The 23,668-nt window shown below is 39.3% G+C and carries 22 protein-coding genes and 1 pseudogene; 13 read left to right on the forward strand and 10 right to left on the reverse strand.

All coding sequences use genetic code 11. The features are described 5' to 3' along the window. The coding region (locus tag AC1M87_RS14290; protein WP_481594077.1) for a CoA-transferase at positions 1-178 on the reverse strand (178 nt) is incomplete at its 3' end. A gap of 272 nt (positions 179-450) precedes the next feature. On the opposite strand from AC1M87_RS14290, the gene pcaU reads away from it, so the two are divergent. After that, positions 451-1,275 carry an IclR family transcriptional regulator PcaU gene (gene pcaU, locus AC1M87_RS14295; protein ID WP_481587829.1) on the forward strand — a complete coding sequence of 275 codons (825 nt, stop codon included), beginning with the start codon at positions 451-453 and terminating at the stop codon, positions 1,273-1,275. Positions 1,276-1,352: 77 nt separating this feature from the next. On the opposite strand, the gene pobA is transcribed toward pcaU, so the two are convergent. Next, positions 1,353-2,543, reverse strand: a complete 1,191-nt coding sequence (gene pobA, locus AC1M87_RS14300) for a 4-hydroxybenzoate 3-monooxygenase (RefSeq protein WP_481594065.1) — start codon at positions 2,541-2,543, stop codon at positions 1,353-1,355. Between the two features lie 155 nt (positions 2,544-2,698). Between pobA and AC1M87_RS14305 the strand changes: the two genes are divergently transcribed. The 6 genes from AC1M87_RS14305 to AC1M87_RS14330 all read left to right on the forward strand — a co-directional run bounded on the left by AC1M87_RS14305 (position 2,699) and on the right by AC1M87_RS14330 (position 8,433). After that, positions 2,699-3,508 (forward strand): IclR family transcriptional regulator domain-containing protein, encoded by an 810-nt coding sequence (locus AC1M87_RS14305; RefSeq protein ID WP_481594066.1) that lies wholly within the window; start codon positions 2,699-2,701, stop codon positions 3,506-3,508. 365 nt (positions 3,509-3,873) lie between these two features. Continuing rightward, positions 3,874-5,220 (forward strand): MFS transporter, encoded by a 1,347-nt coding sequence (locus AC1M87_RS14310; RefSeq protein ID WP_481594067.1) that lies wholly within the window; start codon positions 3,874-3,876, stop codon positions 5,218-5,220. A 64-nt stretch (positions 5,221-5,284) separates the two neighbouring features. Continuing rightward, positions 5,285-6,550, forward strand: coding sequence for an OprD family outer membrane porin (locus AC1M87_RS14315; RefSeq protein WP_481594068.1), 1,266 nt, complete (start codon positions 5,285-5,287; stop codon positions 6,548-6,550). A 140-nt stretch (positions 6,551-6,690) separates the two neighbouring features. Next, positions 6,691-7,269: a nuclear transport factor 2 family protein gene (locus tag AC1M87_RS14320; RefSeq protein ID WP_171260728.1), complete on the forward strand. Its 579-nt coding sequence runs from the start codon at positions 6,691-6,693 to the stop codon at positions 7,267-7,269. Then, positions 7,239-7,739 (forward strand): chalcone isomerase family protein, encoded by a 501-nt coding sequence (locus AC1M87_RS14325; RefSeq protein ID WP_481594069.1) that lies wholly within the window; start codon positions 7,239-7,241, stop codon positions 7,737-7,739. Before AC1M87_RS14320 ends, AC1M87_RS14325 begins: the two co-directional genes overlap by 31 nt. Before the next feature lie 10 nt (positions 7,740-7,749). Next, positions 7,750-8,433, forward strand: coding sequence for a response regulator transcription factor (locus tag AC1M87_RS14330; RefSeq protein ID WP_092768268.1), 684 nt, complete (start codon positions 7,750-7,752; stop codon positions 8,431-8,433). A 68-nt stretch (positions 8,434-8,501) separates the two neighbouring features. Here the strand turns inward: AC1M87_RS14330 and AC1M87_RS14335 are convergent, their stop codons facing one another. Genes AC1M87_RS14335 through AC1M87_RS14365 form a run of 7 tightly spaced genes read right to left on the reverse strand, consistent with a single transcriptional unit; the run spans position 8,502 to position 15,997 of the window. Further along, entirely contained in the window at positions 8,502-9,845 is a 1,344-nt protein-coding gene (locus tag AC1M87_RS14335; protein ID WP_035269429.1) for a sensor histidine kinase, read from the reverse strand. 44 nt (positions 9,846-9,889) lie between these two features. Next, positions 9,890-10,939, reverse strand: coding sequence for an SAM-dependent methyltransferase (locus tag AC1M87_RS14340; RefSeq protein WP_035269406.1), 1,050 nt, complete (start codon positions 10,937-10,939; stop codon positions 9,890-9,892). An 8-nt stretch (positions 10,940-10,947) separates the two neighbouring features. Next, positions 10,948-11,724 carry a DUF1295 domain-containing protein gene (locus AC1M87_RS14345; RefSeq protein ID WP_481594070.1) on the reverse strand — a complete coding sequence of 259 codons (777 nt, stop codon included), beginning with the start codon at positions 11,722-11,724 and terminating at the stop codon, positions 10,948-10,950. A 20-nt stretch (positions 11,725-11,744) separates the two neighbouring features. Next, positions 11,745-12,941, reverse strand: coding sequence for an SAM-dependent methyltransferase (locus AC1M87_RS14350; protein ID WP_035269391.1), 1,197 nt, complete (start codon positions 12,939-12,941; stop codon positions 11,745-11,747). 1 nt (position 12,942) lies between these two features. Then, positions 12,943-13,731: a DUF1365 domain-containing protein gene (locus AC1M87_RS14355; RefSeq protein ID WP_481594071.1), complete on the reverse strand. Its 789-nt coding sequence runs from the start codon at positions 13,729-13,731 to the stop codon at positions 12,943-12,945. Positions 13,732-13,739: 8 nt separating this feature from the next. Further along, positions 13,740-15,026, reverse strand: coding sequence for an NAD(P)/FAD-dependent oxidoreductase (locus tag AC1M87_RS14360; RefSeq protein ID WP_481594072.1), 1,287 nt, complete (start codon positions 15,024-15,026; stop codon positions 13,740-13,742). After that, on the reverse strand, positions 15,023-15,997 hold the full coding sequence (locus AC1M87_RS14365) for an acyl-CoA desaturase (protein ID WP_481594073.1): 975 nt from the start codon (positions 15,995-15,997) through the stop codon (positions 15,023-15,025). Before AC1M87_RS14365 ends, AC1M87_RS14360 begins: the two co-directional genes overlap by 4 nt. Before the next feature lie 423 nt (positions 15,998-16,420). On the opposite strand from AC1M87_RS14365, the gene AC1M87_RS14370 reads away from it, so the two are divergent. The 6 genes and pseudogenes from AC1M87_RS14370 to AC1M87_RS14395 all read left to right on the forward strand — a co-directional run bounded on the left by AC1M87_RS14370 (position 16,421) and on the right by AC1M87_RS14395 (position 22,687). Next, a complete protein-coding gene (locus tag AC1M87_RS14370) occupies positions 16,421-17,053 on the forward strand; it encodes a paraquat-inducible protein A (RefSeq protein ID WP_481594078.1) in 633 nt (210 codons plus the stop codon). Between the two features lie 35 nt (positions 17,054-17,088). Then, positions 17,089-17,805 carry a paraquat-inducible protein A gene (locus tag AC1M87_RS14375; protein WP_481594079.1) on the forward strand — a complete coding sequence of 239 codons (717 nt, stop codon included), beginning with the start codon at positions 17,089-17,091 and terminating at the stop codon, positions 17,803-17,805. Between the two features lie 109 nt (positions 17,806-17,914). Beyond that, complete coding sequence (locus tag AC1M87_RS14380; RefSeq protein WP_481589476.1) at positions 17,915-19,564, forward strand: PqiB family protein; 1,650 nt, start codon at positions 17,915-17,917, stop codon at positions 19,562-19,564. Continuing rightward, on the forward strand, positions 19,551-20,270 hold the full coding sequence (locus AC1M87_RS14385) for a PqiC family protein (protein ID WP_481594074.1): 720 nt from the start codon (positions 19,551-19,553) through the stop codon (positions 20,268-20,270). The genes AC1M87_RS14380 and AC1M87_RS14385 overlap by 14 nt, the downstream gene beginning before the upstream one ends. A gap of 194 nt (positions 20,271-20,464) precedes the next feature. Continuing rightward, a pseudogene (locus AC1M87_RS14390) lies at positions 20,465-21,396 on the forward strand (IS5 family transposase). Between the two features lie 340 nt (positions 21,397-21,736). After that, positions 21,737-22,687 (forward strand): LysR family transcriptional regulator, encoded by a 951-nt coding sequence (locus AC1M87_RS14395; protein ID WP_481594075.1) that lies wholly within the window; start codon positions 21,737-21,739, stop codon positions 22,685-22,687. Here the strand turns inward: AC1M87_RS14395 and pcaF are convergent. Next, positions 22,671-23,668 (reverse strand): 3-oxoadipyl-CoA thiolase (gene pcaF, locus AC1M87_RS14400; protein ID WP_481594076.1); only part of this gene is annotated, 998 nt, incomplete at its 5' end. The two genes, AC1M87_RS14395 and pcaF, sit on opposite strands and share 17 nt — an antisense overlap.

Raw genomic sequence — 23,668 nt, forward strand, 5'->3', positions numbered from 1 at the left:
AATCACCATTACCTGCGTTGTTGTTGACGATCACTAAGTCTTTAATACCGAGTTCAATTAAGCCATCGATGAGTTCAGCAGGCTGACCTGCGGTACCAAACCCACCAATCATAATGGTTGAACCGTCTTTAATTTGGGATAAAGCTTCAACTAAAGACTGTGACGATTTATCGATCATCCAACAACTCCCTCTGTACAACATATTTTAATATTTGAGGAATCCACGATTAGCGCAATTTCAATCTGGACGGAGATTGAAATATGCAACTAAATCGCTTGGATTCCGTCATTCCATTCTTGATAAATTACAAAGCTTGAGCTACCTTGAAAAAAGGTTTTTGTACGATTTACAGATTTTTTGTTCGATGATCGAACAATATCTTGAGTATATTGCTCAAGATTCTAAATCAGCATCAATAATTCAATTTTTAAAATAGCAAGGAAAATGCTGTGTCTACAGAATCAGACTCAAGGAACAGACAACTTCAAAATCCAGATAATAAAAAGTGGATTCGTCATGAAGACTTTATTGCAGGTATCAGCAAAGGACTTGCTATCTTGGATTGTTTTGCAAATGACCGTCACCGTTTAAATGTGACCATGGCTGCAGAAAAAACAGGGTTGACTCGAGCCGCTGCAAGGCGACATTTAATGACTTTAGAATATTTAGGTTATTTAGAGTTTGATGGTCATTACTATTATTTAACACCTAAAGTTTTAAAATTTTCAGGTGCATATTTAAGTGGTGCACAGCTGCCTAAAATTGCTCAGCCATTGTTGAATTTACTTACTCAGCAAACCTCTCTCATTTATTCCGTGATGGTATTAGATGGCTACGAAGCTATTACGATTGCACGTAGTGCAGCGCATCAACAGACTGATCGTGTTAATCCTTATGGATTACATTTAGGTAACCGACTACCCGCTCATGCGACATCTGCAGGGAAAATTTTATTAAGTTATTTATCCAAGGAAGCACAACAAGAATGGTTGGAAAAATATCCACTCAAAGCACTCACCAAATATACGTATACCGATAATGAGAAATTTATAAAATTATTAGCAGAAGTTAGAGCTGATGAATATTGTTACTCAGCTGAAGAACATGAGTTAGGCGTACATGCTTTGGCTGTACCTATTCACAATCATCGTGCTGATGTTGTCGCAGCATTGAACATTGTGTCACCGACAGGTAAAACCAGTAAGGAATATTTAATTCAGTATATTCTGCCCTTATTACAGCAAACCTCGATTGAATTTAGACAATTTGTTTAATAAAAAAACACACCAAATTGTGGAGCAATTTGGTGTGCGCTAAAAAATAGCCAATGGATTAAGCTTAACGTAGAGGATTAACTCGCTTTTTGGAGTGGTAGTCCAACATAGTTTTCAGCAAGCGTAGTTTGCCCTGCTTCTGAACCAAGAATATAACTTAATTCAGCTTGTTTGATTTTATGCTCGAATTCGGTTTCTGTCTCAAAACGATGTAATAAATGAGTCATCCACCAAGAGAAACGCTCTGCTTTCCATACACGTTTTAAGCAATTTTCAGAATACTGCTCAATCCCCTGCTCAGAACCCGTTTGATAATATTCAATGAGAGCTTGAGAAAGATACGCAATATCAGATGCAGCGAGGTTTAAACCTTTAGCTCCTGTTGGCGGTACAATATGAGCAGCATCACCCGCCAAGAACATTTTACCAAAACGCATTGGTTCAGTGACAAAACTACGTAATGGCGCAATACTCTTCTCAATTGATGGACCAGTCACAAGCTTTTCACGGCTTTCAGGATCTAGACGATTTTTTAACTCTTCCCAAAATTGCTCATCTGACCAATTTTCAACTTTATCCGTTAACGGTACTTGTAGATAATAGCGACTTCTCGTGTTAGAACGCATACTGCATAATGCAAATCCACGATCAGATTGCACATAAATTAGTTCATCCGCAACAGGAGGTACATCTGCCAATACCCCCAACCAGCCAAATGGATAGACTTTCTCAAAAGTTTTAATTTTGTCTTCTGGCACACTGGCACGGCACACGCCATGGTAACCATCACAACCAGCGATAAAATCACATTCAACTTTAACTTGCTGACCATTATGCTCAAAAGTAACACTTGGTTGACCGTAGAAATCATGTACTTGAACGTTAGCTGATTCGTAGTATGAAGTGAGTTGAGCTGCTGTGCGAGCCTGCATTAAATCTTTGGTGACTTCAGTTTGGCCATATACCGTAACTTGTTTACCACCCGTCAACTGCGTTAAATCAACACGGTGCTTTTCACCATTGGTTAGAATTTCAATACCCTGATGAGGTAACCCTTTTTCACGCAGTTGCTGATCTACACCAGCTTCAGTCAATAAATCTACTGAAACTTGCTCTAAAATCCCAGCACGGATACGACTGGCAACATATTCAACACTACGCTGTTCAATTAAAATATGATCAATACCCGCTTTATATAGCAGTTGACCGAGTAATAAACCTGCTGGACCTGAACCAATAATCGCGACTTTGGTTTTTAAAATTTCCATATTGCAAACACCCTCAATTTTTTTCCTTTTGTAAAACCTAATGAAATTCCAACTGAGGTACTAGACTTTAGCCCTAAATACGACCGAATTTAGTGACAAATGACCGATCATCGGACAAGATATCAGAATTCAAGGGTGTAAATCAGAGCAATATCATGCGCAATGAATTGATTTCAAATGCTAAAAATAAAGAAGTAATTCAATATGATGATTATATTTCAGGCCTTGCTAAAGGTTTGAATCTATTAGAGTGCTTTGGTGTTGAACGTCAAAAATTAAATGTCACCCAAATTGCTGAACGTACAGGATTGAGTCGCAGCGCAGCACGACGATATTTAAGAACTTTAAAGTTTTTAGGTTATTTAGACACAGATGAACATTTTTATTGGCTCACCTACAAAGTTTTACGCTTTTCAAGTGCTTATCTAAGCTCTGCATATTTACCAAAAGTCGCTCAACCTATGCTGAATTTACTCAGTATCAAAACTGCACTGAGCTATTCAGTCACGGTACTCGATGAACATGAAGTCGTACCTGTTGCGAAAAGTGTTCCTCAACAGAACGAATCATCTAAAATGAGTCCGTTGGGTATTCATTTAGGTAATCGCCTTCCAGCCTACGCCACCTCAACAGGTAAAATACTACTCTCAAGATTGAGCCATGATGAACTTAATCAATGGCTTGCACAATATCCACTCAAGAGATTAACGCCTTTTACCATCATAGATCATCAAAAGTTTATAAACACTATTGCAACTGTTCAAAAACAAGACTATTGCATTTCTACAGAAGAACATGAATTGGGAATTATTGCTTTAGCTGTCCCTATTCTCAACATGCAAGGTAATACTGTAGCCGCACTCAACTGTATCGGATCCAGCCACAGAATTACAGAAACATATTTAATCCAAAATATTTTGCCCCAGCTTAAACAAGTAGCTCATGATTTGCGCGCTATTTTATAAAATTCGGAAGATTCGAATGAACTTTTAAGATTTTTTTCCTTTCTTTAACTGAGGCGTTCATTTTTTTAATCCCTAGTACTTTAGTATATTTTTCAAGTACTTCTTCGCAAATATGGATCCATTTAATCTAAAATATATCTAAGTTAATATTTTTTTGCTTGAATTTGGATCCAATAATGCTAAATTCATGCACATTGCAGACGTGTTGATTATTTCATCAATACCAGAATATGGACGGGTTCTGACTGCGATGAACACCTTAAACATTACTAGGATGACTTCTGAAGTCTGCCTACGTTTATGACATGTAATCACATGCCACACGTAGTGCTTTTCAATGAGGTCTTATTCCATGGAGAAAGTAAATGGTTCAGAACCCGCGTGAGGAAATGAATAACAAGACCATGAATGGGTTTCAGTGGTTTGTTATCGGTATCTGTATTTTATTAAATGTTATTGATGGCTTTGACGTTCTTGTCATGGCCTTTACTGCTGCATCTGTTTCTGCCGAGTGGGGACTGACTGGCGCTGAACTTGGTGCACTATTGAGTGCTGGCTTATTTGGTATGGGTGCTGGCTCACTATTTCTTGCACCTTGGGCTGACAAAATCGGTCGCCGCCCACTCATCTTACTTTGCCTACTTATCTCTGGAGTAAGTATGGTTGCAGCATCATTTGCTCAGACTGCAATGCAACTTGGCATGATGCGTTTTGTGACTGGTTTAGGCATCGGCGGTATTCTCGCAAGTAGTAATGTTATTGCAAGTGAGTACGCATCTCTGCGTTGGAGAAGTCTCGCAGTCAGCTTACAATGTACAGGTTACGCGATTGGTGCAACCGTTGGTGGGATTATTGCAATTGCGCTTATCAGCAATTTCGGATGGCGTGCAGTCTTCTTAACAGGTGGTTTAGCGACTTTATTCATGTTGGTCGTGTCTTATTTCACCTTACCAGAATCACTTGATTACCTTTTGGTTAAACAGCCAAAAAATGCTCTAGAACGTATTAATGTTTTAGCAAAGAAAATCAATATTACCCCATTACAGCAACTTCCTACGGTCACTATGACCAGCGAACAAGCAAAGAGTGGTTTGGCACGTTTGTTCAGCCCTAAATTGGCACTTCAAACGATTTGTATCTGGTTTAGCTTCTTCTTCGTTATGTTTGGTTTCTACTTCGTCATGAGTTGGACACCAAAAATCTTATCTGCAAATGGGATGACCACTGAACAAGGTGTAACAGCAGGTGTCCTGATTAGTGCTGGCGGTATGTTTGGTGCTGCGCTGTTAGGTCTGATTAGTTCACGTATCCGTATTTACTATGTTCAAGCGGCTTTCCTTGCCTTAACTGCAATCTTGATCTGGTTATTTGTGAACAGTACTGGTTCACTCATGATCGCATTCATTCTCGCTTTATTCCTTGGCATGATGTCAAACGGATGTGTCGCAGGTCTATATGCGATGTCTCCTGCAATCTATGATGCTGATGTTCGTGCGACTGGTGTTGGTTATGCGATTGGTTTTGGTCGTGTAGGCGGTATTTTGTCTCCACTAGTTGCAGGTGCTTTCCTCGACAGTGGTATCTCATCACTTGTACTTTACGGCTATTATGCGTTGGCATTCGTTGCAGCCATTATCATGGTATTAAGCATTTCAAAACTCAAAAATAAAGAAACTGCACAATTGCATTTCCAACAACCAACATCTGCATAATCATTTTTTAAATACTTTAGAGCTAGACAAGACGTCTAGCTCCTCTTTTCATATAGGGACAATAATGAGATTTTCTGCAATCTTTTTAGGGGTAATTGCGTCTGGTTTTCTATCAACAACGCAAGCAAATTCATTTATAGATGATTCATCAGTCAATCTAACAGCTCGCAATTTTTATTTTGATCGCGCATATACACAAGATGCATCAGGTAAAGATCAGAAAGACTGGGCTCAAGGTTTTATCTTTAAAGCTAATTCAGGCTATACACCAGGTACCGTAGGACTAGGTTTAGACATTATGGCACTGGCAGGTTTTAATCTTTTAGGCAGTGATGCCGACGATTATGCAGCTTCGGGATTACTGCCAACCAGTCCATCAGGTAAAGCTGATCAGTATGGAGAAATTCGCTGGACGGCAAAAGCGAAAGTGGGCAAATCGACTTTACATGGGGGTACACTCGCACCAATGTTCCCTGTTTTGTTCTCTTCTCCAGCTCGTTTATTCCAGCAAAATTATCGAGGTACACATCTTCAAATCAATGAAGTGGATAATTTGAAAATTCATGCCCTGTATGTGGATCGTGTGAATCAACGTGATTCAACAGATTATGAAAAAATTAAAGTTGGCAATCCTAATAATCGATTTAAGACTGCTGCCGAATCATCTGGCTTACACATGCTTGGTGCTGAATATAAATTTAACGATCAAATTAGTGCGCAACTCTTTCATGCCAACCTTCATGATGTTTATCACCAAAATTTCATTGGTGCAAAAAGCAAACATGATATAGGTATTGGGCATTTATTAGGGGATGTACGCCTGTTTGTGAGTGAAGACTCAGGTCAAGCTCGTGCAGGACATATTGAAAATCAACATTTGAGCGGTATTTTTGGGCTTAACCGTAACAATCATACTTTCAGTTTGGGCTATATGCAGTCTTTTGGTGATACAGCTCTTCCGACCTTAGCGGGTTCAGAGCCAGCAGTGTTCTTAGATAGTATGAGTGCTGATTTCACCAACATTAATGAAAAAGTCTATCACGCACGCTATGACTATGACTTTAAAGACACTTCATTGAAAGGTCTAAAGTTTATGACTCGTTATAGTAAAGGCGATGATATTGAAATTCGTAACACCGACAATCAGACGTTTGAACAAGATGCTCTTGATTTCGAGCTCAGCTATCGTGTTCCAACGGGTAAACTCGAAGGTTTAAATATTCGTACACGTTATAGTCGCTACCGTAACGATATCCCACCAGTAGGTATGGCATTTAAGTCGGATGACGAAATGCGTGTCAACATTGATTACACTTGGAAATTTAAATAAAACAAAGTTAAAGGGAGTTCAACGGAACTCCCTTTAACACAAATACCTTTCATCGATCACAGCTCATATTTTAATTTCACATCCATTTCACAAGATTGCCAGTAGATTAAAAAATAAGAATAAATTAGTGGATTGAGATCATGAAACACGTCAAAAAAATTGTGGCTGCGACATTGAGCCTTCCTCTACTCTTTTTATCAGGCTGTGCAAGCATCCCAAGTTACTCTGATGATTATGCTCAAGCACGATCGACAGTTCAAGGCATCACCATGACGCCTGCCAAAGCTCAAGATATAGGGGTTCGTTTTACCAGTGCATTCAATACTTTAGGTACACCTGAATTCACTAACCGAGCAAGCAATCTGTATGCTGACAGTTTATATATCAATGACACACTTTCACAATTTAGTAAGCGTGAAAATCTAGTCGAACATTTCAAAGGTATGAATAACCGTGTCAGTAATGTTTCAGTCAAATTGCTCAACACATCACATTTTGACGACTCAGCCTATGTGCATTGGCGTATGGCATATGATTTTAAAATCTTCGGCACGACTCGAAGCATGGAATCACATGGAATTAGTGAAATAAAACTCAATGAGCAAGACAAAATTGTGTTCCAGCAAGACTTTTGGGACCCAGCTGATGGCTTATTTCGCTCACTACCATATGCTGGAGGGTTATACGCATGGTTATTACCTTTCAAAAAATCGCAATAATCACCCTCTCTGCTTTGAGTCTATTCTTATTACCACTCGCGCATGCACAAAGTGTGCGTGAGTGTGGTCAAGGAGACCTCAAAGTCGGACAAAAAAATGTCGGTAAAGCAACTTATTTCGCTCAAAATTGTCAAAGCACTTGGAAGAATCAAGATATTCGCATGGACTTTGCTTATACTCAACATATTCCAGAATGGGCTTTTAAAAAGGCTGCAACGCACTTTCTCAAACGAAATGTCAAACAAGCCAATACGTTGAAACAGCTTGACCAGATCACACAATTGTATCAACCGGTTCGATCTGGTGATATTTACAGTCTAAGCTATACCCATACGACCCAGACTTTAACTTTGAGTCTAAATCAAAAAATTTTGGGTAAAATTCAATACATGAATGCCAATGATTATTTTAAAATTTGGCTGGGTTCGTCTCCATTTAGTGATACTTTAAAAAAGCAATTATTGGACTAATCGTGTCGACATGACTAAACATTTTATTTTAATGGTCGAAGATCATTACGAACTTGCTTCAACATTATGTGAATTTTTAGAAGAGCATAATTTTGTGGTTGATCATGCGCGTAATTTGGATGTGGCACGTCAACTGCTTAAACAACATCCTTATCATATTCTACTGTTAGATATTAATTTACCTGACGGTACAGGTTATGACCTGTGTGAATGGCTTCGCAACGAACAAGGACTCGACCTCCCGGTACTGATGCTGACTGCTCGTGATACTTTGGATGATAAATTAAAAGGTTTCCGAGCAGGTACAGATGATTATTTAGTCAAACCATTTGATTTTAATGAATTGGTTTATCGTGTTCGTGCACTGATCAAACGCTCATTAGGAGAAGTATCTAACAGCCAAATCAAAATTCACGATCTCACATTAGACCCTGCTTTACAGCAAATCACTCGTGCAGGTCAAATGATCGAACTGCCACCTATTCAATTCAAACTTTTAAAATTACTTATGCGAAACTCACCTAAAGTGCTCACTAAACAGGAGATCATGCTTGAGTTATGGGGGGATGAAGAACCAGAAAGCGATGCACTCAGAAGCCATATCTATAATTTAAGAAAAATGGTCGATAAGCCGTTTGAACAAAAATTAATACACACCGTTTCAGGGGTAGGTCTAAAGATCGCAGTTGAATAAAACTAGTTACTACTGAAAAAACTAGTTACTACTGAATTCGCACTTCAGATCAAATTCCTCCAAATACACTATTTTGGAGGCTGATCATTCAAGTAAACGACCACAATCAGTCCTGAACTGAGTGACAAGTCAACTTTTGGATGAGTCATCAAATAGTATTCACGATCAAATAACTCTACTCTCCAGCCAAGTTGTTTACATAATTTTTGAACCAGTTGTAGCCCGATACCATGACCTTTGATATCGAGTTGCAGCTGCTGATTCGTTAGTTCTTGCACCTTAGAGTTATTCGGTAAATCAATCCCGATACCATTATCTGCGACCAACACTTTGTTTTTTTCGAGAATGACATTAATGCTTGTACCTTGAGAGTAATTCAATGCATTTCTTAAAATATTGCTAAACACCATTTTTGTCATCGATGGATATAAATGACGTTTGACCTCATTAACTTCGATGTTTAAATCGATACTCATTCCTTTTGCCAAACTGACACTATTCAAGTCACTTACAACATCTTGAAGCAGTTCTGATAAGCGTGTTTTTTCACTTTGTAAATTGCTTGTGGTATTTCGAGCAATCGCCAAAAGTGTATCGACCAATAACTGCATATCTTCGATTGTGTTTTGCAATCGAGTAAAAGATTTGTTATCACCATAACGGGCCTGACAAAGTTGTACATTTCCCTTCAATATTGTGAGCGGTGTTCGAAGTTCATGACTAACATCGCCAGTAAACTCTCTTTCACGCTGAATGAATTCGCTTAAAACTTGATGATATTTTTCAAGTGCTTGCTTGAGATATTCAGCCTCCAAATTAGAATCTGTTTTAATTTCTTTAAATGGTGATGCTCGATTATTCTGATGTTCCCAATCGATATGTTCGAGTGCATTGGCTAAGCGTGTGATGGGCGAAAAATAGCGGCGTGCACGGCGATTCCACCACCACAGCACACTGTATAGCAAAAATAAGCTGACCATGAGTGGCGCTAAACCAAACAGCCAAATAAGCTTATTAACATTACTTTCACCAAACACTAAAAAAACGTGTTCACCATTGCGTGTCCCATAAACCGTCATCCGGTCTTTACCATCGATATAGTGTCGATGTACACCCGATTGGAGTTTTAAATTACGAAATTCAGAGGGGGCTAACTCGTCATCGGACCAACGATATCCATATAAATTTTTAGTGTCGGGTAAAGCAGCTTCTGGATTACGCTCCATACGCTGCCAGTAATGCTCCATCTCCTGTTCGAGCGCTGTGGTCAGCAATGTTCCTTTAATGACCCAAGCACTGCAACCAATCCCAATCACAATAGACAAGGCAATAAGACCAATTTGTAGCCAATAATAGCGGTTAAACACCTCACCCAAAGGATGATCGCGTTTATCCCTAAATAGCCTCATCATGGACATGTACCCTCTTCACCTTATCGCTAAGCTTAGTTTGAACTTCAAACAGCTCGCTTCTTAAACAAATAATGGCCAATCACCCACTCACGACCTTTGTCATAACCAAACAGTTCTGCACAAGCCATGAAAAAGATTCTCCAACGTTGCCACCAGATTTCCGCATCTTGACCATAAGTTTGCTTAAATAGTGGTTTAAGTAAGTCCTTTTTTTGGTCCATATTATTTAACCATGCATTGGCTGTATGTTCATACTGTTGTCCAGACCATTGCCATTGGTTTTCTAACTGTAAATGATCCTGAAAGTGCAGGAAAGTCGAAACAGCAGGCATTAACCCCCCTGTAAAAAAATATTTAGACATCCAGTCATAATCATTTTTAACTTCAAATGGATAGTGAATAAATCGATGGCAGAAAATATGACACCACAATAAACCATCTGCTTTGAGCCATTGGCTAATATTGGCAAATAATCGCTGATAGTTTCGAACATGCTCAAACATTTCAACGGATACAACACGATCAAAAGAGTTTTGCTCCAACTCGAGTTGATTTACATCACAGGTGATAACTGTCAAATTGTTAAATTGCTTTTCTTTGGCTTGTTGTTGAATGTGAAGACGTTGAGTATTGGAGTTTGATACTACCGTAATGTTGGCATTTGGATAATGCTCTGCCATATACAAACTGAGTGATCCCCAACCACAGCCTATTTCTAAGATGTCCTGACCATCTTGTAATTGCGCACGTTCACAGTAGACCTGCAGGGCATTTTCCTCAGCTTGATCTAAACTGGTTTTAGCATCATGGAATAAACTGGCACTGTATTTTAAACGCTTGCCCAACACGGCCTGAAAGAATGCTGTAGGCAATTCATAATGTTGTTCATTTGCCTTGTCTGTATCAATCGCGATTTCACTTTTTTTCAAGTCTCTTAATACATCCATATAACGCTGTGAAGCGAATACAGCGTCAAAACGACCTTCTTGCTCAAGACGTTTTTTGCAAAGTGCTTGGATACCAAGACGAATCACTTGATCTGGAACTTTGCCACTTTCAATGAGTTTTAACGATTGTTGAACGATTGAATCCATGTAATTACCTACTTTTTCGGTGACCAAGGAAGAAACATTGATGTTTTTTGTTGGTACATCTTGTAGTTTGCACCACGATTTTTGAGCGCTTGCTGTTCACTAAATGGAATACCCGTGATGTAGTACAAAAAGAGCCACATCAACACCGGATAGATCCACAACCAAGGCGTTCCCGCCGCTATACCTAAGATTGGATAAGCAAACCAATGTATCCATTCAAAAAAGTAATTCGGATGGCGTGAATATTTCCATAACCCTTGATCCATCGTTTTGCCACGATTATTCGGGTTCAATTTAAATTGATACAACTGATGATCTGCGAGTGCCTCACCAATAAATGCAACCAGCATGATTAATCCTGAAATCAGCAGCAGTTCTGTCGAGTTACTCCACTGCATCGCAGGTATACTGAACAATTTGATCATTGGATATGAGAATAAGGAGATCAACCCAGCCTGAAATAGAAAAAAGAGAAGAAAACCTAAATGTTGAAAGTCTCCCATCGCACGGCGCATATTGGCATAACGCGTGTCCTCAGAATCTTCTCGGATATATCTTCTGAATAAATGCCATGCTAAACGGAGAAACCAAAGACCACTCGCGATCGCTAGAAAAATGCGAACAGATGTAGGGGCTTCATTCATTACATTTGCTGCGATGAGGACATTTAAAGCTATTCCAAAGCTCCAAATGACATCGACCAAACCTGCACGATGATTAAATGTCACCCAAATCCATGCACAAAGCATCAGGAAAACATTCATCACAAATAAATTGAGCAACATCGAGATGTCCTCTCACTGATTTAGTATGGACTTGCTTCAAACAATAAATGCACATCACTAATGACGCCTTCGAGAAAACCTCCTTCGCAATAACATAAATAAAAATCCCACATGCGAATAAAGTTTTCATCAAAGCCCAGTGCTAAAACTTGCTCACGCTGTTGTAGAAAACGTTCACGCCAGCAGTGAATCGTTTGTGCATAACTTAAACCAATATCTTCAAGATGCTTTAGACGTAATTTTTGTTCTGATGCAACGTTGGTCATCACGCTGATACAAGGAATAAAACTACCTGGGAAAATGTATCTTTTGATGTAATCGACCGTACTCAATGCCTTTTCATATCGCGCATCTTCAATGGTGATGGCTTGAATAAGCGCCAAACCATTAGGTTTTAACAGCTGTCTACACTTTTCAAAATATGTCGATAGGTATTGAGCACCAACGGCTTCAATCATTTCAATTGAAACCAATTTATCGAATTTACCTTCAAGTAAACGATAATCTTTTAATTTAACCTCAACACGATGAGACAGACCCGCAGCGTCAATTCTAGCTTTAGCTTCGTCATATTGAGCTTGAGAAATGGTAATAGTGGTCACTTTACAACCATAGTTTTGCGCAGCATAGATCGCAAAACCACCCCATCCACTGCCTATTTCAACCAAATGATCCATCGGTTGAAGTTTCAATTTTTGGCATATGATTTCTTTTTTATAATCGGATGCTTGTTCCAAAGTCATAGATTGATCTTTGAATACCGCGCTGGAGTACATCATGCTCGGATCAAGAAATAACTTAAAAAAGTCATTACTTAAATCATAATGCTCAGCAATATTTTTGCGACTACCTTCCAATGAGTTTTTACGCGATGCATACCAAGTTTTGAGCAAGAGTTGACTCGCCTTTGCTAAGGCACTTTGGTTCATGCGATCTAAAATATCGCGATTTCTCGCAAGAATTCGCACAATCTTCACTAAATCTGGTGTCGTCCAATATCCTTGAATGAAACCTTCAGCTGCACCAAGAACCCCCTGACGAAAAAGTAGATCCATCAACTTTGCATCATGGACCTCAATCACTGCGTCTAGATCACTCACCTCACCGACTGAACCCTCCCAAATCCCTTTAAAATGAATTTGGCCGTGTTTTAATTTCAGTAAATGACGTAATACCAGCGGTAGTGAAGATTGCTCTCCCATTAACAATGATTTCATATCACAGCTTATCCTTCGTTTTATTGGGATGCCGATAAAATGGAACTCTATTTATCCAAAGCTTAAAGGCATGATAATAAATACCTGCAACCATCTTGATCGGCTCAAATAGTTTAAAAACAGCATAGCGATGAAGTTGTGAAGGAAGTGTGATGGGAGTTAACTCAAAACGCATTGATGCATCGAATTGTAATTTTTCCTCTTTAAACAATTGCATAAGCACATAATTTTGTTTTTCAGCCAAACTAAACGTCCATTGATACTTCAGATCCATTGGCATGAAGGGTGACACGTGAAAAGCTTTGTCAAACTGGAAGTGGAAGCTCGTATATTCGGAATGCTGCTCCCCCCCGGTGCGACAATCGTGAACATATACCTGTCTTTCTAACCAGGGTGTATTGGTGATTTCACTGAGAATGAACTGTAATTTTTGCTGGGCATTAAATAGAAAATAAAAAACCACCGAATTAAATCTGAAGCCAAGCGTGCGCGGCAAAGCCAACACCCGAATTTCAGCGAGCTCCGTCGGCTCTTCTAAAGTATGCTCTTCCAACACATGCAGAACCTTCTCTCGAATCGTGCCTTGATAGTTTGCCAAGAAGTCATCAGAATCTAGGCTCAGAAAGTTCCATTTTTTCGTTGACCAAAGTATCGAAGTTTGCGCGAAGTGTTTGAGCTGTTCTGGATCAAACCACAAATACGTCAGCTGACTCTGAAAAGCATAAGGCTTAGGCAAGTAACGGCGATGACGAATGTCAGCAACTGCAATTGCAAGTGGATACAGCTGCATAAGTACTCCTAAGCGGCTTGATTCGATGAATTTAATAAGGCTTCAACCACCCATGACGCACTTCTTGCACCATCTTCATGGAAGCCCCATCCCCAATAAGCACCACAAAAATAGGTCCGATTTAAACCGTTTATTTCAGACCATCTTGACTGAGCTGCAATGGATTCCGCATTAAATACAGGATGACGATAGTGACGCTGAACCCAGACTTTGTTTGGATCTAAATCAAAATTAGGATTTAATGTCGCAAAAATCTGAGTTTCACATTTCAAATTTTGTAGCTGATTCATCCAATAACTAAATCCATAATGGACACTACTTTGCTGAAATGGAGTGACTTGACCCGCTCTATTCGGTGTGACATGCACATGCCAACTCGCCCACTGACGTCTTGATTTTGGCATAATGCTGGTATCTGAATGCAACACCATATGATTGTCTTGATACTGAAATTTTTCTAATATTTCTGATTCTTTAACCGTTGGTTCAGCGAGCAACTTCAATGTGTCATCTGCATGACTTGCAAATACTACCCAATCAAACCGTTCAACTCCCTCCCCCGTTTCAATACTCACGTCATTTGCTGAGCGCTTAACTGACTTCACTTCTACTTTTTTAAACTGAATATGCTTTGCTTGAGTTTGAATTGCACGGATATATTTAGAAGACCCGCCTTTTACGGTTAACCATTGTGGTCGATCTTTGAGTTGCAACATACGATGATGTTGAAAAAAACTGACTACAAATTTATATGGAATCTGACCTGCTTGCTCCACTGGGCATGACCATAATGCACCGCACATCGGATAGAGATGCTCTTGCCTAAACGCATCCGAGTATCCATGCTCGTTGAGATATTGCTCAATAGTGTAATTCGGGTCGGTCTCATCTACATCAAGATCTTTATTCGCTGCATAAAATCTGAATAGATCTGCCAGCATCGCTCTAAAACGGGTCTTTAAAAAGTTCTGTGGTTTGAATAATAATGAGAATTTCTTGGAAGGGTTATATTGCAGTCCTGTGACCTGATTATTAACTGAAAACCCCATATCGCTGCTTTGAGCTTGCACACCAAGCTCCTTCAACATCTCACAAAATAAAGGATAGTTGTGTTCATTAAAAACAATGAATCCGCTATCCACTGCAACTTGCTCACCATCGATCTTTAATTGATGAGTATCAGTATGTCCCCCAAAATAATTATTCTTTTCAAATACGGTCACCTCATGCAACTTACTCAACTTCCAAGCTGTATAAAGTCCTGAAATACCCGATCCAATAATTGCAATTTTCATCTTGATTCCTTTGACTGAACTTGAGAATGTTGGCGTTTGGCCATTTTCGAACGCGTAATTTTACTTGCTTCATAGACTCGAGCTGGTATGGGTTTCATTCCCCAAACCAAGCCAAACCATGACATAAATTTTAAGATGTAATAGGTCACATCGATCTGCCACCAATAGAACCCTTGGCGCGTACTTCCAGCATAAAAATGATGATTATTGTGCCAGCCTTCACCAAGTGTAATCAGAGATAAAAATAAGTTGTTGCGACTATGATCATTCGTCTCAAAATCTCGGCTTCCATAATGGTGAGCCAGTGAGTTAATGCACAATGTGGCATGAATAAGCAGAACAGTAGAAATTGCGCCTCCCCATACCAATAACTGTAAACCACTGGTTCCCCAATGCGGCCACATCAAGGCAATCCATTCCCCAAGACCATAAATTCCGATAGCCGTTATTAAGACGATCATCAAACTAAAACGATCTAACCAAATCAGCTCCGGAAACTTCAGCCAATCTTTAATGACACTTTTACGCGTTGAAAAATTATATTCATTTAAAAACCAACCAACATGGCTATACCAAAATCCATGCGTTGATGAATGTGGGTCTTGAGGAGTATCTGTATAACGATGATGATATCGATGATGTGCTGCCCACCATAATGGTCCACGCTGCGCACTCATTGTGCCAATTAAAATAAAGATAAATTGCAGCCATCTCGAAGTTTGAAAAGTTTTGTGTGACAAATAACGATGAAAAAAAGCCGTGATTGCGAACATGCGAATAAAATAAAAAAACAACATAAATGCAAAAGCAAACCAAGAAAACCCGACCCAAAACACTGCCAGACAAGCAAGATGCAGTAGGATAAAAGGAATTATTCTGAGCCATTGAATCTGTTTACTCTCAGAGGTCAATGCATCATGTGGCACGCTTACAGACCAACTATCCAGCCATTGCATGAGGCTTTTCAACATACAGTCATCCCAAACTAAGCAATCGATCTTTATGATTTAAATAAAGTGTAGTTCTTGATATATGAAGTTTATGTGAAGCACACGCTGTATCTTGAATTTCACGCTGAATCATTGAATTTAATATTAATTTAATTTCATCATATAAACTTAACTCACCCTCATTTTGACTACACAAATGCTGATCAATGAGCACTTCAACCCCTTTTATACCCTCGTTGAGTTACATGACTGCACACTGATAAGCCAAATCAAAAAGGTATGTATCTCGATTCAACAAAATAATCATAGGCAAACCTATTGAATCTCGATATAAACTATAGGGAGAAATAAAAAACCAAGAATATTGATGAAAAAGTTGAGACAACGATGTCTGAAACGAATGTAGAAACTGTATCGGATTCTAAACGCGCCCCTGATTTAAGAATGGTGCAAATCAATCAAAATTATGTTGCTTGTGAAGAGTGCGATACTCTCTTTCGTAAATCCGATTTATATAAGAATGAACGTGCCTATTGTTCGGCTTGCGGTTCCGAGCTCTATCGTAAAATTCCAACATTTAACACACTGCTGGCCTTAGTCTGTACTGCGTTAATTATCTTTGCGATTGCCAATAGTTTTTCAATTGTCAAAGTTGAACTCCAAGGCATTTATTCAGAAACCACATTATTGGGTGCGGCTTGGGCAATGTTCGAGGCTGATCGTGCTTTTGTAGGCTTTCTTATTCTGATGACCACTTTTGTTGTCCCTTTGGCCTACTTACTTCTGATGGGATATATTCTTTTGATGGCAATGTTCAATAAAAATATTATTGCAACCCAACAGTATGCATCACTTAAACTCGCATTACGGTCACTTTTTCAATTGAGAGCTTGGGGAATGGTTGAAGTCTTTCTGATTGGTGTTTTGGTCACCTTAGTGAAATTAGTGGGTATGGTGGTTGTGATTCCTGGAATTGCCTTATGGGCATTTGCCATTTTAAGTGTCTTGTTGGTCTATTTGGTATCAATCAAAATCAAAGATCTATGGAACGCAATTGATGGAAATCAAATCTCATGACCATCACTTCAACTCATACGAATCAACCTGATCAGATGAAGCATTCTCCACACACTGTGCAGAAATCTGTCTTTTTAGAAACGCTTGCACCGCGTGCAATTGATCTTGAACTCACACTTTGTCATTGCTGTGGAACACTCAACCGCATGACATCTTTGTCTGCCATCGAACAAGCACGAAAATCCCGCTGTACTCGTTGTGATAGCCCATTACATACCCGTAAAACGCGAAGTTTAGAACGAACTCTAGCTTATTTAATTGCAGCGAGTATTCTTTATATACCAGCCAATGTTTTACCGATGACGATTACAGAATCTATTCTTGGTCGTCAACAAGACACTATTATGAGTGGAGTCATCTATTTCTGGAAAAGTGGTGACTATTTCGTTTCGTCCGTTATTTTTATTGCCAGTATATTTATTCCCCTACTGAAATTGGTCATCCTTGCTCTCCTGCTCAGTGCTGTACATTTACAAGCCTCAAAAAAAATTCACCTCTCACCGAAGCATTGCTCGATCATGTATAGAGTCGTGGAGTTTATTGGCCGTTGGTCAATGATTGATGTTTTCGTTGTCGCCATGCTCGCAGCACTAATCCAAATTCAATCATTGGCAACTATTTTAGCAGGCACAGGTGCAGTCGCTTTTGGTGCAGTTGTGGTTTTGACCATGTTAGCCTCATTGAGTTTTGATCCTAGAATCATTTGGGACAACTATTACGTTTCAATTCTGAGTCAGCATGAAAAAAAATGACGCTACAGAACATTGAGATTTACATAAAACCCTTTCACTTCTTGCTTGATATTCATATGATGAAGCGTACAAACTACAACCACATTACGATTTAATAAGATCAATAACTATGTCAGAAAACCAATCGAGTAATGGTCATCCTCATGATGAACAAGTTCTGAGTCAGGTCGGTGTACCTGATAAGAAACGTAGCAAATGGAAACCTTCTCTCATTTGGATTATTCCAATTGTTGCATTACTCATTGCATTTTCATTAGCTCTCAAGGCGTATTTGAATACTGGTCCGGTTATTGAGGTTTCTTTTAGGACTGCAGAAGGCATTGAAGCTGGCAAAACTACAGTTCGTTATCGTCAAGTCAATGTGGGTCTAGTACGCGAAATTGACCTTTCGGAAGATCGGTCTCATATCATTGCTAAAATTGAACTTCGGAAAGATGCCAGTAATTTTGCTACGGAAGATTCACGTTTTTGGGTAGTGAGACCACGTATTGGTGCAAGTGGGGTTTCAGGTATCGATACTTTACTTTCTGGCGCATATATTGAAGTAGATGGCGGTAAATCAGATGTCAAAACCACTTCATTTAAAGGGCTAGAAACTCCACCCGTCGTTACTTCCGATGTTCCCGGAAAAATCTTTTTCTTAAAGGCACAAGATTTAGGTTCGCTCGATTTCGGCTCACCTATTTATTATCGAAGAATCAACGTTGGACAAGTAACCTCATACCAACTGGCTGATGATGGAAAAAGCGTTGAACTTCAAACTTTCATTAAGTCACCTTATGACAAATTTGTCACCACAGATGCGCGTTTCTGGCAAGCCAGTGGTGTAGATGTCAATTTGAATGCTTCGGGCTTTAGTTTAAACACACAATCTTTGGCAAGCATCATTTCGGGAGGTATCGCATTTGGTTATCCTGAAAATTCTGATGCAGCTCCTGCTCCGAATAAAATGAAATTTGAATTATTTGACTCTGAAAAGCTTGCGCTTAAAGAGCCTGATCTTAATCCAAGACGGATCGTAATGTATTTCAATGAGTCATTGCGAGGTTTATCAGTAGGAGCTCCAATTGATTTCATGGGTGTCGAAGTCGGTACTGTGAAAAAAATCAACACTGAGTTCTACAATAATCACTCGCAAATTCGAATGCGTGTTGATGCTGAAGTTTATCCTTCACGTATTGCTGGAGGTCATGAGTTGGACCCGCAAGGTACAGTATTCAAACAATTTGTTGAGCGTGGTTGGCGAGCTCAAATGCGGACTGGCAATTTACTTACAGGTCAAAACTACATTAGCTTTGATCTTTTCCCTAAAGCTAAATATGCCACTGCAATCCGTCGAAATGATGGTGTAGTTGAAGTTCCAACAACTCCAACAGAATTAAAAGGCCTTCAAGCACAAGTGTCCCAAATCGCCGATAATGTATCTAAATTTCCATTGGTTGAAATTGGTCAGGACGTTCGTCAAACCTTGGCAAACTTAGACAAAACTATACGATCTTCAAAAAGTTTGGTCGATCAACTTGATGGCAAAGTTGCTCCTAATTTACAAGCCACCTTGGATGATGTTCGTAAAACAGTTCAGTCTTCTGAAACCATCTTGGCAAGTGATGCACCATTACAACAAGATCTACGTCGTGCTTTACAACAAATTACCCGTGCCGCAGCTTCATTACAGTTGATGGCAGATCAAATAGAACAAAATCCTGAGTCACTGATTCGTGGAAAAACAGCGGAGCCGAAGAAAGATGACAGAGAATAAATTATTGAAAACTCAGCAACGCTGCTACCTAAAAGTTCTTTCAAGCTTGAGTGTTGGTTTGTTTGCACTCATCGTCAGTGGGTGCTCTTCATCCCCTACGCCTAAGTTCTATTCATTGAGCACTCAAACGCTAACATCATCTTCGTCAAATCAAAAAGTGAGGATGATTGAGGTGCTTCCTGTTGGATTATCTGATCGTTTAAACCGAATTCCATTGGTGATTCAACAAGAAAATGGGCAGGCTAAAGTATTGTTCGATGATCGTTGGACATCTACTTTATCGGCTGAATTGAGAGATGCTGTTTCTGCGCGTTTACAGCAAACATTAGGTGCAGTGGATCGTTATAATAGTGGTATGACTGGTGGACAAGCAGCTTATCGAATTGCCTTAGATTTTTCTAACTTTGATTTCATTGAAAAATCAAATCAGCAACGCTTTATGCTTATGAATGCGACTTGGACTTTACGATATGATGATCCCAATCTCCCCTTATCTACACCCAAAAACGCTCAAACATTACCTAAACATCATCAACTCAGTTGTCGCATGAGTTTTTATGAAGAAATTCCACAAAAATCTAGAGACTTAAATACTTTAGTCACTGTTTCGCAAAAAGCCATTGATCAACTTTCAATCAGTATTGCAAGTTCAGTCACGCACTTAGAAAATAGGAATCAGCCTATTACAGGTGCAGTATGTGGTTAAATTTCATAAAAACTTTTGATTTCTTTTGAATCCGTTTTAAATACAATAAAGTTCTAAGTTGTATTGATAACATTTATCTTTGATAGTTGGGTATACATTTAATTTTTTAGATAAAGACATTTAACAATATATCGCTCAACGGCTTTGTTGCACAAAGCTATTCTTAAGGGCTTCTTCAGCCATATAATTTTCAAATGAAGAAGCTTACACACAAAATCTACCGCACAACCAATTGGCCCGCATATAACCGAGCACTCATTAATCGCGGAAATATTGCCATTTGGTTTGATCCTACTACGCAATGGTATGCTCTATCAAAAGGCAAACAAGGACGAAATAAAACCTACTCCGACGCAGCCATCCAATGCTGCTTAATGATTAAATCCTTATTTCGTCTGTCTTTACGTATGGTCACTGGCTTTGTGCAAAGTCTGATAAACTTTGCGGATTAAATTGGACAGCGCCAGATTACAGTACGCTTTGTAGAAGACAAAAGTATATTGATATTGCAATCAGCTACCAAAAAAGTAGCTATGGGCTGCATCTACTCATGGACTCTACAGGCTTGAAGTTTATAGGTGAGGGCGAATGGAAACGCAAGAAACATGGACCTGGATATCGTCGCCAATGGCGTAAGCTACATATTGCTATAGATGCTGAAACTCTTCAAATACGAGCTATTCAGCTCACAACCAATAATATCAGTGATTCACAGGTACTAGGTGTTTTTCTTGATCAGATTCCACAAGATGAGCAGATTGACTCTGTTTATACCGATGGAGCTTATGACACCAAGCAATGCCTTCAGGCCATTGCAGATCGGCAAGCGCATGCGGTGATTCCACCTAGAAAAAATGCGAAACCATGGAAAGATACAAAGAGCAGCTCGCTACAGCGAAATGAATTACATCGAACAGTTAAACGTTTAAGTAGGACACTATGGAGAAAATGGTCAGGCTATCATTGGCGAAGTTTGGTTGAGACTAAGATGCACTGCATTAAATTATTAGGAGATAAACTCAGTGCAAGGAGCTTTGATAGCCAAGTCAATGAGGTTCATGCACGAGTAGCAGTCCTCAACAGATTTACGGAATTGGGTCGACCACTTACCCAAGTTACGCCTTAAATTTGGCTCAATTAGGGGCGCTTTGCCTTTCAAATCTTTGTGCAACAAAGCCGGTCGGAAGCAAAATGCTAATTCATCTTGCCTCCTTCCAATAATTTAATCTCTGTTGCATTTCACTCGAGAATCTCAGCAGTAAAAAATAGCCTAACTTATTATGATAGCATTAGACCAAGGGATGGCTTATGACTTAACTGAGACTTTTATTCAATTAGTTTCAGAGGCTATACTAAAACATTCAACCCATGAAGATTTATATTAAATGTTTAATTTTTAATATTATATTTTCTAAAACCGAGTTTCAAAGCACATTCCAATAAATAATCTTTAAGGAAAGTTATATATGGATAAATTGCAATGCATGGAAGCATTCGTTCGTGTAGCAGAAAGTGGAAGCTTTATTAAAGCATCTGAACAACTTGGTGTGACACGTTCGGTCATTAGTAACCGTATTCAACAATTAGAAAACTTTATTAAAGCACCACTTCTTCATCGTAATACGCGCTCTGTACGTCTTTCAGATATTGGAGAAAAATATTATCGTGAATGTGCTGATCTTATTAAACAGTTTGAACTTTTAGCCGATGAAATGGCACATGCTACATCAAAAATGCAAGGCCGTTTAAGAATTCATATGGCACCTGGTTTTGCAATAGATCATTTTGGATATCTCTTATCCACATTTTTAAGTGAATATCCAGATCTAAATATAGATATTGTTGTGAATGATAGAATCATTGATCCAATCGCAGAAGGTTTTGATATCGTATTCCAAATGTTTCCACCGACTGGTGAAAGTTTAATCGAACGTAAATTATTTAATGTAAACCGCGTATTATGCTGTGCTCCTGGTTATTTAAAAAAGATTGAGCACATTAAAACACCTGAACAATTAAAAGAGCTTCCTATCGGATATTATTCTGGATATCCAACACGCAATAAAATCCAATACTTAAAGGATAGCAATTTCCAAGAAATGGATATTAGTATCCAAGTACTTTCTTCATCTGTACATTTATTGCGCGATTTTGCTTTAAGTGAAGGAGGTGTTGTTTGTCTTCCAACCCTCGTTGCTCACAAATATCTCATGACGCATCAACTCACGACAATATTACGTCACTACCCTTTGTTAAATTATGGCTTACGTGCCGTATTCCCAGCAAATTCAAAGAATCTTTCAAAAATTCGAAAACTTTTAGATTTTTTAATCATTCGCTTAGACACGATTCCAAGTTGGGATATCGAGTTAATTAATGCAAAATATTTATCTGAAAAAGTTAAACTTTTTCAATAATTAAAGCGATACCTTGACCCACACCAATACACATAGAGCACAATGCATATTTGCCACCAGTTGCCTCTAGTTGGTTGAGAGCAGTCGTCACCAAACGCGCACCTGATGCACCCAATGGATGACCCAGTGCAATTGCACCACCATTTGGGTTTACACGCGCATCATCGTCGGCTAAGCCTAGGTCACGTGTACATGCCAATGCTTGTGCTGCAAACGCTTCGTTCAGCTCAATCACATCCATTTGCTCTAGTGTTAAACCTGTTTGAGCCAATAACTTTTTAATCGCAGGTGCAGGACCAAAGCCCATAATGCGAGGTTCAACCCCAACGGTGGTTGCACCAATCACTTTGGCACGAGGTTTTAAACCATATTTTTCTACAGCTGCATCAGACGCAATCAAAATTGCAGCAGCACCATCATTAATCCCTGATGCGTTACCTGCGGTTACTGTACCGTCTGCTTTTACCACAGGTTTTAACTTGGTTAACGCCTCTAAAGTGGTTGATGCACGAGGATGTTCATCTTTTGCCACCACAACCGCATCACCTTTACGCTGTGGAATAGTCACAGGTACGATTTCTTGATCAAAGAAACCACGTGCTTGAGCTGCTGCCGTACGTAGTTGGCTGGTTAAAGCAAATTGGTCTTGATCAGCGCGGCTAATATTGAACTGTTCAGCCACGTTTTCAGCCGTTTGCGGCATGGTTTCAACACCATACATTTCTTTAAGCTTTGGGTTGATAAAACGCCAGCCCATGGTGGTGTCTTCAATCTTTTGACTACGACCAAATGCACTCTCAGATTTACCCATCACAAATGGAGCACGTGACATAGATTCAACACCACCTGCCACAATCACATCAGCTTCACCAGCTTTAATGGCACGCGCAGCCATTGCTACGGTATCGAGTGATGAACCACATAAACGGTTGACTGTGGTTGCAGGTACTGTATAAGGAATACCTGCTAAAAGCGCCGACA

It is taken from the genome of Acinetobacter sp. 24-47-62 (assembly GCF_056779765.1).